The sequence below is a fragment of the Paenibacillus albidus genome (assembly GCF_014644435.1).
Classification (GTDB): domain Bacteria; phylum Bacillota; class Bacilli; order Paenibacillales; family Paenibacillaceae; genus Paenibacillus_AQ; species Paenibacillus_AQ albidus.
Window position 1 is genome coordinate 186,178 of record NZ_BMKR01000002.1, and the last position, 15,818, is coordinate 201,995.

Below are 15,818 nucleotides of genomic sequence, written 5' to 3' on the forward strand. Positions count from 1 at the left end.
CCGAAGTTACCCAAGGAAAGCAATTAGGTAATTTATTCCTTGATTTCCCAGGAACTCTTGAACACAATCTTTTGTCGGTTCCTACTATATATAAGGTTAAATCGTAGGCACCCTTCCCGTCAACCTCAGCACCTCCAGCTTCCGCTGCAGGTTAAGTTGCCACTCATGATCGTGTGTCTGATATGCGTACAGAAGTTATCGTATAACCGATAGAAGTCCGTCAGGTACAGGTGGTCAAGACTCGATTTTGTTAGACACTTAAAAAAAGATACCAGGCTAAAAGCTGCTCAAAACAATCGACCGGAGGCAGTTTATTTAGTCTTCTGCCTTTTTTCACTCCTCTTGTCGCGCGTTAGTCTGTTTCAACATAACGTGTTAATCAGAGACAAGACAAGTAATTAGGAGGAATGCCTGGTGCCTAGAATATCTGTAATTATGCCGGTCTATAATAACGCAATCTATTTACAGGAAGCAGTTAACACCATCTTGTTGCAAACATTAAACGATCTAGAGTTAATAAATCATTGATGACGGATCAACCGACGGATCAGCGGGGATCATACATGAACTAAAAGATACTAGAGTAAAGAAGATATTTCATACTGAGAATACGGGTATTGTTACTTCGCTGAATCAAGGACTCGATCTGGCCCAAGGTGAGTACATCGCCCGTATGGACAGCGATGACGTTGCAGCATTAAACCGCTTAGAAGTGCAGACTTATTTTATGGACCAGAATCCCACCATAGATATTAGCGGAACAGGATATACAACGAACTATCTTGGACCTGTCAAGTTAAATCCTATGTATCACGAAGAATCGACAATACAATGTAATCGACCAGGATCTATTAAGAATGGCCCTATCCAGATGTGTATCATGAGTTTCATACTAATTTATGACCAACATCGTCAAACAGTTGCTGCATTAACAAAAAAAAGTGAAGAAAAAACAAAAAAATCCGTTTGGCATACGTCCGGCAGGTTATTTTATGTATGCTCTAAATTCAAATCGTTCACGCATAAACCAACTGCCGTCAATTTTGATTGTCTCTGGTGAATACCCCTTCACCAGCCCGCCATAATCCATCAGGTGTCCGATTGGGTCTGGTTCCTCTCGGTAGCATACCGATACTTCAGACTGTGTAAGAGCGGCCACCAGGAAATACGCATCACTGTTCAAACCTTATATGTAGAGTTCACAATATCTCTCTTATTAAGCAAGTTATTATTGAGGATATCACGGCTGGAATAACCTGCAAATGACAAAAGCCCACTAGCCGGAGCCAGTGGGCTTACTCCCAAACGCACAGAATTTTTAATCAGAAACCAGGATAGCGTCGAAGCTCTCAGGACCGACACGAATTGTTCCAAGCAAGTTAGAAGAAACAAATGCTGTGTAAGTCAATTGCGGGGTGATCGGCGGCACAAAGTCATCAGCAGAGAAAGTAATTACCTGCGGAGCCAGAACACTGAGACTGAAGGTCGACGTAGCCGAGTAAACCAGTGGATCAGTAGGCAGCGTTCCTCTGACAATCGTAATCGTAATTCCTACCAATGCTAACGGAAGCGACACGGATATCGTTCCTTTAAGCAGAACACGCGGATTGGTTGTTACTCCTTGAGTGATTAGTCCGACTTGGCCAAAAACCTGTGGTGTGTTAATCGCCAGAATTGGGATTGAAATGGAGTTAGCATAACTCGCATTCTGCGATGTTCTTGCATCGAGATAAGTCCCCATATTAAGCACCTCCTTTTTTCTTAACATACAATATAGTATGATTGGACTTGCTACAGTGCTTGTACATTTTTCCAACAACAAATACCTGTGTAATAAGAAAAGGGGGTACATTTAAGACAAGGGTCCGCTATTAACGATAGATTTACCACGAGATATTTATTGTTTATTAATTCTCCTCCACTTAACGCTTAAGGATTTCCTCTTTATCCGTACAACCCTGTAATTATAGCTTGTGGGTGTCTTTGACTGCAGCTGCGGTGCTGGGAGTACAGACAATTGAAGCAATCTTCGGGCTGAGGCTAGCCCTATTTCATAATGAGAGCTGAGTAAGCAAGACTATTAAAGGTAAAATTATAGCACTAGAGGACTGTAAAGTCTTTTCATCTATATTTTAAAGTACCAGGCCCCACAGACCGTCAGACCGATTTCCGCTCCCTCTAATGGGGTAGCCTCGCGAAAACCTTCCGGATGTGCAAAAGAAACCTCTCCTGTAAAATGGTTGATCGTCCTTCCATTTTACCAAAGAGAGGTTTCTTTTCGCGTTTTTAGAGAAAAAAGGGTTGTTGAACTTTAACGGCCTCCACGGGTAGGCGGATTGCCAATAACGCCAGGGTATTGATAGAGAAGCGGCTCATCAAAAGTAGCATAGTCGAAGTAGATCATAAGTAATACGAACCGCTGTCCGGTTGCCGGATCACTGATAATAATGTGGTCACGGCCCGCAGCTTCCAGAACGCCTTTATAGATTTTGGCATTCCAATCCTTGTTGTTCTCGTAAGTAAAGTAAAATGTTCCTACCTTGCCTAAATTAAGCCGAAAGATATTCTCAATGTATGATTGTTCAAACACAGGCGCCGTAGTAGGAATTACAGTTCCAGTCGGGGTCATCGGGCTTCCGCTGCTGACCTGGGGCGGCATCATCCCTCCCATACCCATGCCGGGCATAGGTGACATACCAGGCATAGTGGACATACCGGGCATACCGGGCATACTACCCATATTACCCATATTGCTCATGTTGCTCATGTTGCTCATTCCGGAAGGGAGACTGCCTGAGGACACACTGCCGATGGTATAAGTAACTGGACGGTAAGGCTGAGCGATCATTGATTGAACCTCCTAATAATATCGGAGCTTCTGCTCCGAATGATGATAAACTGCATGATGTACACTTTCAGTGGATAGCTGTTTTACGGGAATTTAAGGCAACAAAGTTAAGCCGCTTTAGTACACTTGCGGGCAATCCGCACTAGTCGGAGTGAAGAAGCAATGGGCTTTGAAACGACCGGTGTTCTGCTGGTTATACCATGTTGCGGGACAAGCCCCTACCGGCCTGAAGAACCACAAGGCATTGGAAGCCGGCCAGACTCTTTCCCCGGCAATGACCCTTTGGGCTAACCGGATATCGGCATCCCGGGCACGCTGGTAGAAATAGCCCTTCTGTGTTGCTTCAAATCCGCCCGGGCTCTGAAACACCATATCATTCATATTGCGGATGTTGTTAAAATCGAGGCAGTTCCCGCGAATCCGGTTGACGCCGACATTCCCAACCATCAACATCCCTTGCGCTCCATCCTCTTCGGCTTCAGCCCTCATCAGGCGCGCAAGCATCTTCACATCTTCCGAATTTGTTTTGATGACGGCCACGTTCTCTCCTCCTTGTTGTAGCTTCTTTAGGAACGAAGCAGTGTTCTTCTTGCTGCATGCTGTATTGTATGTGCATTCGCCCAAGAGGTGACAGTTCCCGCCCATAAAAAAACCCCCTGCTCCATACTCGGAGCAAAGGGAATGTTCATTTCATATGCAGCTATTCGGCTGTGGAATAATGCGGATAACGCTGAAATCCGTAATATCGGGTGCCTTGATAAGTCAGCAGGCCACGGTCACCCTCCGCACTCATCCCGTATTCGCTGCCCTCCACCTTAAACTCCATCCGTGTCCCGCTTTCGGCTTCATAGGTTAGGTAGTATAGGGTGCTCGCCCTGCTGCTGCCCCCCTCCTCCTGGGATGCCTGCTGCTTGATCTCATAACGTTTGCTGATGATACAGGCCGGGATAGTCAACATGGGCGAGCTGTTGTTCCGGCTCCACTGAAGCAAGCCCCTGCCTGCAGATACAGCGACAATGCCAATCATCACAACCAAAAAGATCGGTATCACCGTCCCGGCAAAATCAAACATCCATGAAGGGTCCGGACCCATTCCCATGATCTATTCCTCCTTAGGAGTGCCCCTATTAGGTTTCCAGCTGCCAGCTTCCGGGGCATTCTATACATATATATGCCTATTCCACACCATTCAGCATTAAGAACCGAACTCTATGTAAAAGGAAATCGTTCTGGAGATTTCACCAGATCACAAAAAAGACCACTGCGCTTCCGGTTAAGAAAACGTGTGGTCCTTATGGGAGACTGTTCATTATAGCGATTATGCATGCACAAGATCAAGTAATTGTCTGGTTTCATCCTGCTCTTGAAGCATACCGTTCTCTGCCCAGCAAGCTCTGCATTGTTCTTCTGTTTCACACAGGTGAGCGTCATTGCAGTTGTAGCATAATTGGAGCAGGTTTCTTGTCATATAATCCGTTTCAAAAGTTGTCATTGTAATCTCTCCTATTCAATGTGTAAGTTTGTGAAAAAAGTAACGTTCTTTCTATGTGTTAAATATATCACAGGATTCTTCATTTGTCATGTGATTTTTTTCACATTTATAAAAAAATTTTAGATAAGTTTTTTAGCATATCTCCTCTCCTTCTTCTATAAAAAAAGACTGCACGCGGCAGCCTCTTTAGCCTCTTTCTTTATGCTTACATCACTCTCCAGCTGACCCCACCGTTCGTAGTCTGCAACAGAATGGAGCGTCTGTTTTCTTTCTTCTCTATTAGCAGCCAGCCGACCTCTGCGGAGAAAAACTGGATCTTTACAATCTCCGGATATTCCAGCAGCTTGGATTGCAGCACACTGCTGGCAGGCAGCGCCTCCCAGGTCAACCCCTGATTATGAGTCTGATATAACGTATTGCCTTCCAGTACCCAACCGGTCTGCGCATCAAGAAAGGTTGGAGTGATGTGACGGTTGATCCCTGTCCGGGCGCCAAAATTAAAAGTAGTGAATTTCCAATTCTGCCCGCCATTAGCCGTAAAGTAACCGTGGTAGGTGATGCTGTTTTCTTTTTCTTTTTGACAGCCTACCGGCATCCAGCCCATACCTTTGCCGCTGCGGAAGAATTCGGGCTTGCCGGTAAGGACCCGGTCACAGCCGGCATACCGTTCATTCACGGTAAACGCTGGGCCTGGCTCCCAGGACACCCCTCCATCATTGGTCTTGTAGATCTTGGGCAGCGCCCCTGTCTGGAGTGTGACAAAGCCGTGCATGTTGTCTTTGAAGATCATTCCCGTGGTGACTCCCTCCAAAGAAATGACAGGGTTCGGTATAGTCGGATTATACTGTTCATTCTGCATTACCAATTCCCAGGTAGCCCCTCCATCCGTGGTGGCATGCAGCGCTTTACTCTGTTTATTAAGGGTAGAATCCCAGGCCGTCAGCAGCCAGCCGCGTGCCGGGGAATCGAAATAGATGGAGGATATGGAATTCTGATCTGAAAGTGCAGAGACCTTCCAGGTCTTCCCTCTATCTTTTGTTCGCAATACAATGGTCTCCAGATTGCCGACAGAGCTTCTGATAATCCAGCCGTTGTTCGGATCGGTGAAGAAAATTTCCCGGCCATAGACAGGATTGGAGAGGAACTGCATGGTTGTCGCAGGCGAAATATTCGCCCAGGTCTTTCCGTTGTCGCGGGTCATGTAGAGGCGAAGCTCATTTTTGGTGACTCCCCAAGCGATTCCCTCGGATTCGCTCAGCAGTTGGAAATCCGTAAGCCTGGTCTGAATTTGGTATTTCGGCGTGTTTTCGTTATCCAAATTCTGAGCGTCAGGAGTAATTAGCGTAATGGTCTGTCCCTCCTCCGGTGCTTCTGTCGGCTGTGGCGTCGAAGAAGGCTCCGGTGGAGAAGATGAACATGCCGAGAGGGTCAGCATGGCCAGCAGAACCATGGTCAGAAGACCCCAGGCCCGGAGTCTTGTTGTAGTGGATGGCACTGCCTTCCCTCCTCTTAAGTTGGAGTATTGGTTATTGGTTTAATTTACTGCGGCGGTACCCGTAGAGAACATAAATAAGCAGGCCAACAAACAGCCATATCAAAAAACCTGTCCAGGTCTCGCTCCCCAAATTATACATTAAATATCCGCAGCCTGCCGCACTTAGTAAAGGTATGAAGGGCACCCATGGCACTTTAAAACCTCTTTTCATGTGCGGATGGGTATAACGCAAGACGATAACGCCCAGCGAAACGACCAAAAAAGCGAACAAAGTACCGATACTGGTCAGATTGGCCAGATGATCCAGCGGAATCAGCCCAGTCAGTACAGCAATAACGCCCCCAACCATCCAGGTACTGCGGACAGGGGTATGTGTCTTGGGGCTTACCTTGGCCAAGCTTTGCGGCAAAAGGCCATCCCGGGAGATCGCAAACAAAAGACGTGTCTGGCCAAACAGCAGGACCAGCAATACGGTCGTCATCCCTGCAATTGCACCGACGGAGATCAATCCGGCAATCATGTTCTGATCTACAAAGCGCAGAGCAAAAGACACCGGATCACTGACATTCAGGTTCTGATAAGGCACAATGCCGGTTAAGACCAGTGAAACAACAATATACAGCACAGTACAAATGGCCAGAGAAGAAATAATTCCGATCGGCAAATCACGCTGCGGCCGCTTCACTTCTTCGGCTGCGGTAGAAATGGCATCAAAGCCGATATAGGCAAAAAATACGGTAGCCGCTCCATTCACCACCCCATGCATGCCAAACGGCAAAAAGGGCGTCCAGTTCTCAGGTTTAACATAAAAAAATCCAGTGACAATAAACAGCAGGACTACGGAGATTTTGATGATAACCATAATTGCATTAAATCGGGCCGTTTCTTTAATTCCCCGGGTCAACAAATAGGAAATGAGCAGAATAATAATAACGGCAGGCAGATTAATAACCGTTCCCTTGTCTGCATTATAGGCTCCTGACAATGCTGTGGGCAAATGAATACCCAGCCCTTCAAGCAAGCCCTGAAAATAACCGGACCACCCGCTGGCCACCGCAGCTGCCGCTACGCCATATTCAAGAATCAGGTCCCAGCCCAGAATCCAGGCTATCAATTCGCCGAAGGCGACATAGCTGTAAGCATAAGCACTCCCCGATACCGGAAGGCTTGAAGCAAGCTCGGAGTAACACAAGGCCGACAGCACACAGGCCATTCCAGCCAGTATAAAAGAAAGGACAAGCCCCGGTCCGGCATGATTCGCCGCGGCAACTCCGGTCATCACAAAGATGCCTGTACCGATTATGGCACCTACTCCAAGGGTGGTCAAATCCAGTGCACCGAGGGTTTTGCTTAAACCGACGGCGTCAGAGTTTGCGGGTAAGGCAAACGGTTTTTTACGAAATAAATCCATTCTGATTTCTCTCCTAACAGGGGGATGTATAAATGCGACAACATGAGCGGGTTCCGGTTAAGAATACGCAGTCATTCCGGTCCCGTAAACAAGAAAGATGTGGGAAGTTCCAGTCAGTCTAACTCCCTTCTGGTCATTTCCATTATTAACATGTCCGAAGATAGGGTAAAGGATTAAAAGTCTTTCGCTTGAAAACAATATCTATAGCGATTATGATGGATAAGATTGGACACAAAAAATTCGAATCTGGAGGAGATGGAATAATGGCCCCCCCATTCAAGCCTAACCGTGTCGTAGTTATCGGCACCGGTGCAGTCGGCACAACTACAGCATATACCTTGCTGTTGCGCAGACGTATGCCTGAACTTGTATTAATTGACGTAAATCATCAGAAGGCGCTGGGTGAAGCGCTGGACATGAACCATGGCATGCCTTTTGTCGGCGGAGTTAAGCTATGGGCAGGTACCTACGAAGATTGCCGGGAAGCAGATATCATTATCGTAACCGCCGGCGCCTCCCAAAAACCGGGTGAGACCCGTATTGATCTCCTGCGCAAGAACATTTCGATCTTCAAGGATATCATCCAAAAAATCACCAAATACAATCAGCACGCGATCCTGCTGATTGCGACAAACCCTGTCGATATTTTGTCCTACGCGACATTAAAGATAAGCGGTTTTGACCGCAGACGTGTCATTGGTTCCGGGACCGTGCTGGACAGCGCCAGATTCCGTTATTTGATCGGCCTGCACAAGGAAATTGATCCGCGCAGTATCCATGGCCAGATCATAGGCGAGCATGGCGACTCCGAGCTGCCGGTATGGAGCTTGGCCAACGTTGCCGGGATTGATCTCGGCTTCGATGAAGCGGAGCGCAACGAAATCTTTGAGGATACCAAAAATGCAGCCTATGAAATTATTGATGCCAAGGGCTCTACTTCCTATGCCATCGCCCTCGCGCTGGACCGCATTGTTGATGCGATTCTGCATAACGAAGGTGCCGTGCTGAACGTCTCAACTCTGCTCAACAATTACAACGGAGTCTCAGATGTCTTCCTCGGTGCCCCTTGTGTTGTAGACCGCTCCGGCGTGCGTGAAGTGCTTGACCTTCCACTAAACGACGAAGAACGGGCATTGTTCCAGCAATCCGCTTCCAAGCTAAAGGAACAAATCGCTAAGCTTGAATTGTAACGGTTTTATAGAAAAACGGCTATCCCGAATGTCATTGCAAATGGCTGAGGGACGGCCTTTTTTTTTGTGAAAGAACAGCAAAAAAACGCCCTTCCTCCCAAGCACCGGTTCAACCGGCCCTGCAAGAAGAACGTGGACTCCTTTAAAGTTAACCATAGTGTACTATATAAACTGAACTTGTAATTTTTCTATTTGGGATTGGATCGTGACTATGGCGAATGTTTGGACTTATTCCTTTTCAGGTTCAATCTATATATCACAGTATTTATCACTGGGGCATGTGAAGCTGGAGCCTGGACATAGCCACTTCTTTCTCCCGGCTGGTGATGTGGGTGTAAACGGTGGTTGTCTGAATGGACGAGTGGCCCAGCAGCTCCTGCACCGTACGCAGATCCGCCCCCTTGCGCAGCAGCATCGTAGCAAAGGAATGGCGCAGCTTATGGCTGGAGTACGGACGGCGATGCGCCGCAGGCACCTCACTCTGGAAGCGCGCAAAGGTATCCGCGGCAATCTGCTGAATGCCGCGGATCGAGAGGCGCCGCCCTTTTTGCGAAATGAACATCGCTTCCTCTTTGCTCCTCCAGGGGGTAAGCCGGCCTTCCAGCGCCAGATCGAGATAAGGGACAACACCCTCCGGCACCGGAATATTCCGCCATTTGCGGCCTTTCCCAAAGACGCGGAGGGAACGTCTTTCTACATTATAATCACTCAGATTCAGCGTATGGACTTCACCCACCCGCAGACCCATGTAGGACATGAGCAAAAATACTGCCAGATTACGGCTCCTGTATTTACCGTCGATAGCAGATAAAAAGCGCTGCAAATCGTCTTCATCCAGATAGACGGGTTCACGGTTTTTTTCGGTTTTGGATTTCTTGATTCCGGCTGCAGGATTTGCAGTGTACAGTTCAAGCTCAATCAAAGCTTTAAAAAAACAGCTGACAGCCGCATGCTTACGATTTCTGGTGGCATCGCTGACACCTCGCTCACGGACAGAGGTCAGAAAGGATACCACATGCAGCTTTTTGACAGACTCCAGTTGTTTACCGTTCAGACTGTCCAAAAATTGACGTACATCCGCGAGATAGGATTTTTGCGTATATGGGGTATATCCGGCATCTTTCATCCAGATCAGAAAAGCTTCCAGCTCTTCTTCATATTCTTCGTTAATATCCATACCGCCGCCTCCGTCCAGGTTAATGACAATCTATTCTATCATATAATAGACAGATAGCGTATGTTGCCTTTTCAAAAAAACAGTACGGTTACTCTGTATTCCAGTCCAGTGGTATGCGCATGCGCAGCATCTCTTTATCCTCCGGATATGAATATGGATTAGATGTAATAGATTTTACCTTGTTCTCATCCAGCGCCGGAAAGATCACCTTGAACGAAAGCGAGTCCTTGGATACCCGCACAGGGTCTTGAGAAGGATAGATGGGCTGGCCTTCAGCATCATCGAATTGAAAAGAGGTCTTCTGGCTCAGAGGCTGACTTGCTTCATAATAAACAACTGTCTGCCGCTCTTCATATTCAATATTTGTGATGGTTATTGTGCCCCCCTGATCCCCTTGCAATGTTAACGGGTAACTGCCTGTCAGCGTATGGCTGTCCTTCACGGGTAAGGTACCTGCCGGGATATTGAGGATTTCACTAAAGATTAATGTCACATACCGGGGTTGTGGATTCAAATCTCCCAGTGCGGACAGATTGAAATAAAGATCCGTTGCGGTTCCTCCATCCCCTCCCTGCCGGCCCAGTAAGGTGCCCTGATCATCTTCAACTGCAAGGTTGAACTCATTTAAGGGATAGTCTTTGCTTATCTGAATTTGTGTTGTGACCGGGCCAAACATCATTTTTTTGAGGGTATATTCACTATTCTTAAACTTGAATTTCCTGTGAAGTTCAAACGTGTGCGACATTTCTTTGCTTTTCCCTTTGTGCAGCGGTATAGAAAGCTCCCAGTTCCCTCGGGTTGTCCCAATACAATCAATGTTCATCTTCAGCAGCAATTCATCCGGCATATTCTTGTCGGTGAAATTCCAGCGTGTGGTGCCTGCAAAACTGCGGTCTCCCGTAACTGTAAAATCATGTGTGCCGATCGACTGCGGGCTAATCCCGTCAAATTCCAAATCATAATAGACAGTTGCCTCATCGGACGTAATGGTTGGGTGGGAAACCGGATAATTCACTTCATAGTTCAAGACCAGTTGAATTCCATCGTAATACACCTCGTCCATTCTAACTTCAATTCCTTGATCCAGTGCAGCAATATCGACGGGATGGATAAGTTTATGGCTCTCGATCTGCCGAAGCTCATCATAACCGCCGCCTTTTGCATACAGATATTCAAAAAAAGGAATCTTCCGCAGCGCCTCTGCAACTTGAGGTGAAACAAACCCCGCACCCAGCGTCAGAATAACGGCAGTTATCGCTGCCACACTGACCCCAAGACTCCAGCGGAGGAGCGGAGAACGATAGCGATAGCGGGGCCGGCTTGCCTTCCGAAATCCCTGGTGCTGTTCCCATAACGTTTCAAAAGTGAACCCAGGCTGTTTTTGTTTCAGCAGCAGTTCGGCTTCATGCTCCAACTGGGCAACAAGCTCCGTATGAGCCACAGACTCCCGTGTTCTGAGTTCTCTCATTTCAAACCCTCCCTCACCCTGAATAATTCCGGTTCCTGCTCGTTATACAGCCTAAGCTTCGTAAGCGCCATATGCAGCCTTGATTTGCAGGTACCGAGAGGTATCCCCAGCACAGCGGCGGTCTCGGGCAGTGGGAGTCCGGCGTAATAGTGCAGGGTAACCACCTCCCGCTGTTTCTGCGACAATCTGCCGACTACGGACCACAGCTGCTGTTTAGCTTCATCATGCATAACGATACTCTCTGCTGACTGCTCGCGAGCTGTGTCCGTTTCAGGCACTCTGGAGAACAGCTTCTGCCAGCTTTTTCTGCGCAGCACATCACGGGTCATATTGACTGTTATCCGGTAGAGCCAGGGCCGGATCGGCCGGGACTCATCGTACCGGTGATATTTGGAATATGCACGCAAAAACGTCTCCTGCGTAATGTCGTCTGCCAGTGCAGGAAGCTTCGTAATCATCAGGGCAATCCCGTATACATAGGATGCGTGTTCTTCGAACATTTCCCTGGCTTGCTGTTCGGTTATGGAATACTCTTTCAATCAGGTCCTCCTCCTCCCTATCTTCATCATCCTATATACGTGTTGAACGCTATAAACCGTTCGCTTTTGGAGCATACTAACTTTTGAGAAATGTGAGAGGATTCTACCAAGAAGCGTTTCAGCAGCGGCATGACGGGTTATGGATTGGGGACAGCCAGTTTATCCTAACAAAAAAACAACTCTTACATCTCACTCTAAAAGGAGACGATCATGAATGCCAGAAGTGCAGAAAGTAGTCTTGGAGCCTGCCGCTCAAAAGTTCGCTGACGATAATGCGAAGCCGCCTTTCCTCCCGGACCTGGGTCCTGAAAAAGGGCGCGTCACGGTAGATAAGGTGCAAGCAGGCGATATTTATAAACCTGAAGCCGAACTTGAAGATATTACGGTGCCTGGCGGCCCCGGCGGGGAGGTATCGGTAAGAATTGTCCGTCCCAAACATTCCTCCTCTGCTCTATTACCGGTCATCTTATATATTCATGGTGCCGGTTGGGTCTTCGGGAATGCGCATACGCATGACCGGCTCATCCGCGAGCTGGCAACAGGAGCTGAGGCTGCTGTGGTTTTCCCGAATTACAGCTTATCCCCGGAAGCGAAATACCCGACAGCCCTTGAAGAGATATATGCGGTGCTACAATGGACCGCTGACAAGGGGGCCGAACAGGGTCTGGACCCGGGTAAACTCACAGTAGCCGGGGATAGTGTCGGCGGCAACATGACCGCAGCCATCACCCTGATGGCCAAAGAACGCGGCGGTCCGGGCATTGCCAAGCAGCTGCTGTTCTATCCGGTGACGGATGCCTCTTTTGACACCGAATCTTATCAACAGTTCTCCGAAGGATACTTCTTACAACGGGAGGGGATGAAGTGGTTCTGGGATCAATACACGACGGATCCTGCCGAGCGTGCACAAATTACAGCCTCTCCGCTGCGTGCCACAGTGGATCAATTACGTGACCTGCCGGAGGCGCTGATTATCACCGGTGAAGCGGATGTGCTCCGGGACGAAGGAGAGGCTTATGCAGCAAAGCTTCGTGAGGCTGGCGTGGCAGTTACGGCTGTCCGTTTCCAAGGCATCATCCATGACTTTGTGATGCTGAATGCCCTGGCGGATACCCAGGCCAAAAAAGGCGCGATTCTGCTCGCCACCAGCTGGCTGAAACAAGGCTTCTAAATCAGCCGAATAGAAAAAACGAAGGGGTTGTCCTTTTAAGCCATGTGGCTATAAGGGACAGCCCTTCGTTTTATTTTTGGAGTAGGAATAAAGAGTAATGGCCCTGCTCCCCTTACTTCCGTTGCGTATAAAATTCCGCCGCCTTCCTTGAACCACCGATCATTCCTTGAATTTTCCCGCTTAGATCGCTTAAGTTGAATCCCATGTGTAATCCCTCCCAAGTGATGTATTGTTGAACCTATATTACCCGGAATAAGCTGACCTGAATTATTGGTTTACATAATCATTATTATGTTACCTTATTAAATACTCTGAAACCAAAAGCAACTAATTTTCCCATTCCAAGGTCTAATGGATATAAGCCATTTCAAAGGAGCAGATTCTAATGACCCATTCTGTAATAATAACTTCCACCCTTCTCTTGGCTTCACTCCTCACCACCGGGGCTGCTTTCCACTCCTCAGAAGTCGCACAAGCCGGAACGGCAGCGGGTTGGACCAGTGCTGCGGTCACTGAACAAATCCCCAAATCTGCCGCTAAACTGCTGTGGCAAATCAACAATGACGGCCAGGGCATGTATGCTGACGGACAACAAACTTCAAGGGGGCTGGTCTTCTATACCTCCGGAAGCACACTAAGGGCTGCAGACATTGCTACCGGCCACCTCAAATGGTCCTATAAGAATGGAACGTACCCACAAATCATTACGAATAACTCTGTATTTTTCATTACGGGCGAAGGCGAACTTGTAAAAGTCGCGGCGGATACCGGCAAAGTGTTATGGAAAGTGAAAGCGGCGAAAGCTCCAATCGAGGTGGGGGCACAGGCCCGGCTTATAAGCGGGGTAATCTATTTTGCCAATGAGAGCGGCGGAATTGCTGCGTATAACCCGGTTACAGGTGCAAAAATGTGGGAAAACCCCACCATACCCATGTATGCAGGCAGTCTAAACGGAATTTACAACGGTACATTGCTGGCATCCAGTACGGTCGATAATATCCGCAGCCAATTTTTCGGGTTGGATTCCGCTACCGGCAAGTTGCGCTGGAGAACCGAAGGATTGTATTCTTTTGCCGGTTACCGGGATGTCCGGATTCTGTTGCGTGAAAGCAATGCTGCTGCGGTTAAGGCTCCAACGTCCAAATCCGCACCTGGATATTTAATGACGCTTGTGAGTATGGATGTGGCTACAGGAAAAATCACTTCCCGGGAGAATTATCAGCCGTTAAAGGATGTAGTCAAACTCTATAATAACCGCATGATGATCCAGGGTTCTTCTGTGTATTCGGTAGACGGGAATGTGGATCAATCCGAGCTTTATTTAACCCGTTTTACCTTGGGAAAACCTACCGATACCGCCACCACTAGCTACGCTTCGTATGGAAATTGGCTGGCTGGCCCTACCGACGGCAGGGTGTTTTTCCAAAAGGATCAGCAGATCCAAAGCGTGACTATCGCTGACAAGACGGTGGTTACATTCATGCATCCAGCTAGTCCTGTGATTCATCTGCAAAAGATCGGCAAAGCCGTTTATGCCGGTTTTGAAAATGGTGATTTCTCCATCATGCACGCTGACACAGGTGCACTGCTGGGCACGTTAAAACTTCACGCACAGCTATATGGGAGAATTTCCGTAGTAAATGGGACGGTTCTAATTCCCACTGATCAGAAGCTGTTTGCGGTATCTTTGCCGCAGGAGCTGAGATAAAAAGAAGTGTCTGAGCAGCTAAAGCCACTCAGACACTTCTTCTCAATTGGCGTAACTTCGCCTGACTCCACCCGGCAGTTCTCAGCTGATAATTCTACAACGCCCGCAGATACTCCCCGATTCTCCGGGCGGCTTCCAGTAGCCGATCCTCTTTTTGCACCAGCGCAATGCGCACAAAACCTTCGCCTTGCGAACCAAAGGCATCACCCGGAATCACAACCACTCCGGTCTTTAGCAGCAATTCACGGGCAAAAGCACGCGAACCGCCGCCTTCCGGAAACCTGGTCCACTGCTGCGGCAGTGCCGCCCAGATAAACATGGTCGCCTTAGGCTTAGGCACGTCCCACCCTTCCCGGGCCAGCGCCTCCACAAATATATCCCGGCGGCGCTGATAAAGAGGCGCGACTCCGCCACTCTCCATATCGGCCATCGCAAGCTCAAGCGCGGTCACCGCCGCTTCCTGGATCGGCTCAAACACGCCGTAATCGATATTGCTCTTCAGCTCGCGCAAAGCCCCCACCGCTTCCCGGTTGCCGGTCAGGAAGCCGATCCGGCAGCCGGCCATGTTGAAGCTTTTGGAGAAGGAATGGAACTCCACGGCAGTATCCATTGCTCCCGGCACCTGCAGTATACTCAGCGGCTTATACCCGTCGAACCCCATTTCCGAATAGGCCAGATCGTGAATGATCAGCACGTCCCATTTGCGGGCAAGCAGGACCAGCTTCTCGAAGAAGGTGATATCCGCTGCCGTAGAAATCGGGTTGCCGGGAAAGTTGAGCAGAATAAAGGAAGCCTCCTGCCACACCCGATCCGGTACACGGTCCAAATCCGGCATAAAATCATTCTCTTGCAGAAGTGGAATAGACCAAGGTCTTACTCCCGCTATCGCTAGCGAGCCGGAATAGATCGGATAACCCGGGTCCGGCACTATAGCCATGTCCCCGGGGTTACAGACAGCAAGCGCCAAATGGGCGAGTCCATCCTGCGATCCCATCAGCGCCAACACTTCTTCCTCCGCATCTACCGTGACGCCAAAACGTTTGTCCATCCAGGCCGCTGCCTGTTGGCGTAAGGCTAAACTCCCTCTGCTGGATGGATAAGAATAACTGCTCTCCCGGAGCACTGCCGAACTTAACACCTGACGGATTTCAGGTTTCGGCGCTCCGTCCGGACTCCCAATCCCGAGATCTATGATCTTCAAGCCCGAACCCAGGGCTTCCTCTTTCCATTCTGCAACTTCGGAGAAAATAGAGGAGCCGAGTTGCGACAGCTTCTCCGATCTCCAGCCTTTATTCATGCGATGATCGGCCAACGAAATC

15 protein-coding genes are annotated in these 15,818 nt (G+C 48.6%); 4 read left to right on the forward strand and 11 right to left on the reverse strand.

Features of this window, described 5'->3' with window-relative positions:
• Nucleotides 1-523 precede the first annotated feature (523 nt).
• The gene (locus IEY53_RS02595; protein ID WP_268240748.1) at nucleotides 524-1,060 is read left to right on the forward strand and encodes a glycosyltransferase family 2 protein; all 537 of its coding nucleotides are present in this window, start codon (nucleotides 524-526) and stop codon (nucleotides 1,058-1,060) included.
• 258 nt (nucleotides 1,061-1,318) lie between these two features.
• Here IEY53_RS02595 and IEY53_RS02600 read toward each other — a convergent pair whose 3' ends face one another.
• The 7 genes from IEY53_RS02600 to bcaP all read right to left on the reverse strand — a co-directional run bounded on the left by IEY53_RS02600 (nucleotide 1,319) and on the right by bcaP (nucleotide 7,246).
• Nucleotides 1,319-1,741 carry a hypothetical protein gene (locus IEY53_RS02600; RefSeq protein WP_189022042.1) on the reverse strand — a complete coding sequence of 141 codons (423 nt, stop codon included), beginning with the start codon at nucleotides 1,739-1,741 and terminating at the stop codon, nucleotides 1,319-1,321.
• Nucleotides 1,742-2,311: 570 nt separating this feature from the next.
• A complete protein-coding gene (gene gerQ / locus IEY53_RS02605) occupies nucleotides 2,312-2,848 on the reverse strand; it encodes a spore coat protein GerQ (protein WP_373293779.1) in 537 nt (178 codons plus the stop codon).
• Between the two features lie 117 nt (nucleotides 2,849-2,965).
• On the reverse strand, nucleotides 2,966-3,388 hold the full coding sequence (locus IEY53_RS02610; RefSeq protein WP_229695935.1) for a cell wall hydrolase: 423 nt from the start codon (nucleotides 3,386-3,388) through the stop codon (nucleotides 2,966-2,968).
• A gap of 160 nt (nucleotides 3,389-3,548) precedes the next feature.
• Complete coding sequence (locus IEY53_RS02615) at nucleotides 3,549-3,941, reverse strand: DUF2500 domain-containing protein (protein WP_189022211.1); 393 nt, start codon at nucleotides 3,939-3,941, stop codon at nucleotides 3,549-3,551.
• A gap of 225 nt (nucleotides 3,942-4,166) precedes the next feature.
• The gene (locus IEY53_RS02620) at nucleotides 4,167-4,340 is read right to left on the reverse strand and encodes a hypothetical protein (RefSeq protein ID WP_189022043.1); all 174 of its coding nucleotides are present in this window, start codon (nucleotides 4,338-4,340) and stop codon (nucleotides 4,167-4,169) included.
• 205 nt (nucleotides 4,341-4,545) lie between these two features.
• Nucleotides 4,546-5,835 (reverse strand): VPS10 domain-containing protein, encoded by a 1,290-nt coding sequence (locus tag IEY53_RS02625; protein ID WP_189022044.1) that lies wholly within the window; start codon nucleotides 5,833-5,835, stop codon nucleotides 4,546-4,548.
• Between the two features lie 31 nt (nucleotides 5,836-5,866).
• Nucleotides 5,867-7,246, reverse strand: a complete 1,380-nt coding sequence (bcaP, locus tag IEY53_RS02630) for a branched-chain amino acid transporter BcaP (protein ID WP_189022045.1) — start codon at nucleotides 7,244-7,246, stop codon at nucleotides 5,867-5,869.
• A gap of 263 nt (nucleotides 7,247-7,509) precedes the next feature.
• On the opposite strand from bcaP, the gene IEY53_RS02635 reads away from it, so the two are divergent.
• A complete protein-coding gene (locus tag IEY53_RS02635; RefSeq protein WP_251037352.1) occupies nucleotides 7,510-8,436 on the forward strand; it encodes an L-lactate dehydrogenase in 927 nt (308 codons plus the stop codon).
• 268 nt (nucleotides 8,437-8,704) lie between these two features.
• Here the strand turns inward: IEY53_RS02635 and IEY53_RS02640 are convergent, their stop codons facing one another.
• The 3 genes from IEY53_RS02640 to IEY53_RS02650 form a co-directional block, all read right to left on the reverse strand.
• Complete coding sequence (locus tag IEY53_RS02640) at nucleotides 8,705-9,613, reverse strand: tyrosine-type recombinase/integrase (protein ID WP_189022046.1); 909 nt, start codon at nucleotides 9,611-9,613, stop codon at nucleotides 8,705-8,707.
• 88 nt (nucleotides 9,614-9,701) lie between these two features.
• Complete coding sequence (locus IEY53_RS02645) at nucleotides 9,702-11,081, reverse strand: DUF4179 domain-containing protein (RefSeq protein ID WP_189022047.1); 1,380 nt, start codon at nucleotides 11,079-11,081, stop codon at nucleotides 9,702-9,704.
• Nucleotides 11,078-11,620: an RNA polymerase sigma factor gene (locus tag IEY53_RS02650; RefSeq protein WP_189022048.1), complete on the reverse strand. Its 543-nt coding sequence runs from the start codon at nucleotides 11,618-11,620 to the stop codon at nucleotides 11,078-11,080. Before IEY53_RS02650 ends, IEY53_RS02645 begins: the two co-directional genes overlap by 4 nt.
• Before the next feature lie 214 nt (nucleotides 11,621-11,834).
• On the opposite strand from IEY53_RS02650, the gene IEY53_RS02655 reads away from it, so the two are divergent.
• Together IEY53_RS02655 and IEY53_RS02660 are read left to right on the forward strand one after the other, a co-directional pair.
• Nucleotides 11,835-12,791 (forward strand): alpha/beta hydrolase, encoded by a 957-nt coding sequence (locus IEY53_RS02655; RefSeq protein WP_189022049.1) that lies wholly within the window; start codon nucleotides 11,835-11,837, stop codon nucleotides 12,789-12,791.
• Nucleotides 12,792-13,176: 385 nt separating this feature from the next.
• A complete protein-coding gene (locus tag IEY53_RS02660; RefSeq protein WP_189022050.1) occupies nucleotides 13,177-14,499 on the forward strand; it encodes an outer membrane protein assembly factor BamB family protein in 1,323 nt (440 codons plus the stop codon).
• Nucleotides 14,500-14,593: 94 nt separating this feature from the next.
• On the opposite strand, the gene IEY53_RS02665 is transcribed toward IEY53_RS02660, so the two are convergent.
• Nucleotides 14,594-15,796, reverse strand: a complete 1,203-nt coding sequence (locus tag IEY53_RS02665; protein ID WP_189022213.1) for an aminotransferase class I/II-fold pyridoxal phosphate-dependent enzyme — start codon at nucleotides 15,794-15,796, stop codon at nucleotides 14,594-14,596.
• Between the last annotated feature and the right edge of the window lie 22 nt (nucleotides 15,797-15,818).

Bases quoted from the DNA above. Each gene is read 5' to 3' on its own strand.
- IEY53_RS02600 (WP_189022042.1), bottom strand. From the start codon at position 1,741: ATGGGGACTTATCTCGATGCAAGAACATCGCAGAATGCGAGTTATGCT.
- gerQ (WP_373293779.1), bottom strand. From the start codon at position 2,848: ATGATCGCTCAGCCTTACCGTCCAGTTACTTATACCATCGGCAGTGTG.
- IEY53_RS02615 (WP_189022211.1), bottom strand. From the start codon at position 3,941: ATGGGTCCGGACCCTTCATGGATGTTTGATTTTGCCGGGACGGTGATA.
- IEY53_RS02620 (WP_189022043.1), bottom strand. From the start codon at position 4,340: ATGACAACTTTTGAAACGGATTATATGACAAGAAACCTGCTCCAATTA.
- bcaP (WP_189022045.1), bottom strand. From the start codon at position 7,246: ATGGATTTATTTCGTAAAAAACCGTTTGCCTTACCCGCAAACTCTGAC.
- IEY53_RS02635 (WP_251037352.1), top strand. From the start codon at position 7,510: ATGGCCCCCCCATTCAAGCCTAACCGTGTCGTAGTTATCGGCACCGGT.
- IEY53_RS02640 (WP_189022046.1), bottom strand. From the start codon at position 9,613: ATGGATATTAACGAAGAATATGAAGAAGAGCTGGAAGCTTTTCTGATC.
- IEY53_RS02645 (WP_189022047.1), bottom strand. From the start codon at position 11,081: ATGAGAGAACTCAGAACACGGGAGTCTGTGGCTCATACGGAGCTTGTT.
- IEY53_RS02655 (WP_189022049.1), top strand. From the start codon at position 11,835: ATGCCAGAAGTGCAGAAAGTAGTCTTGGAGCCTGCCGCTCAAAAGTTC.
- IEY53_RS02660 (WP_189022050.1), top strand. From the start codon at position 13,177: ATGACCCATTCTGTAATAATAACTTCCACCCTTCTCTTGGCTTCACTC.
- IEY53_RS02665 (WP_189022213.1), bottom strand. From the start codon at position 15,796: ATGAATAAAGGCTGGAGATCGGAGAAGCTGTCGCAACTCGGCTCCTCT.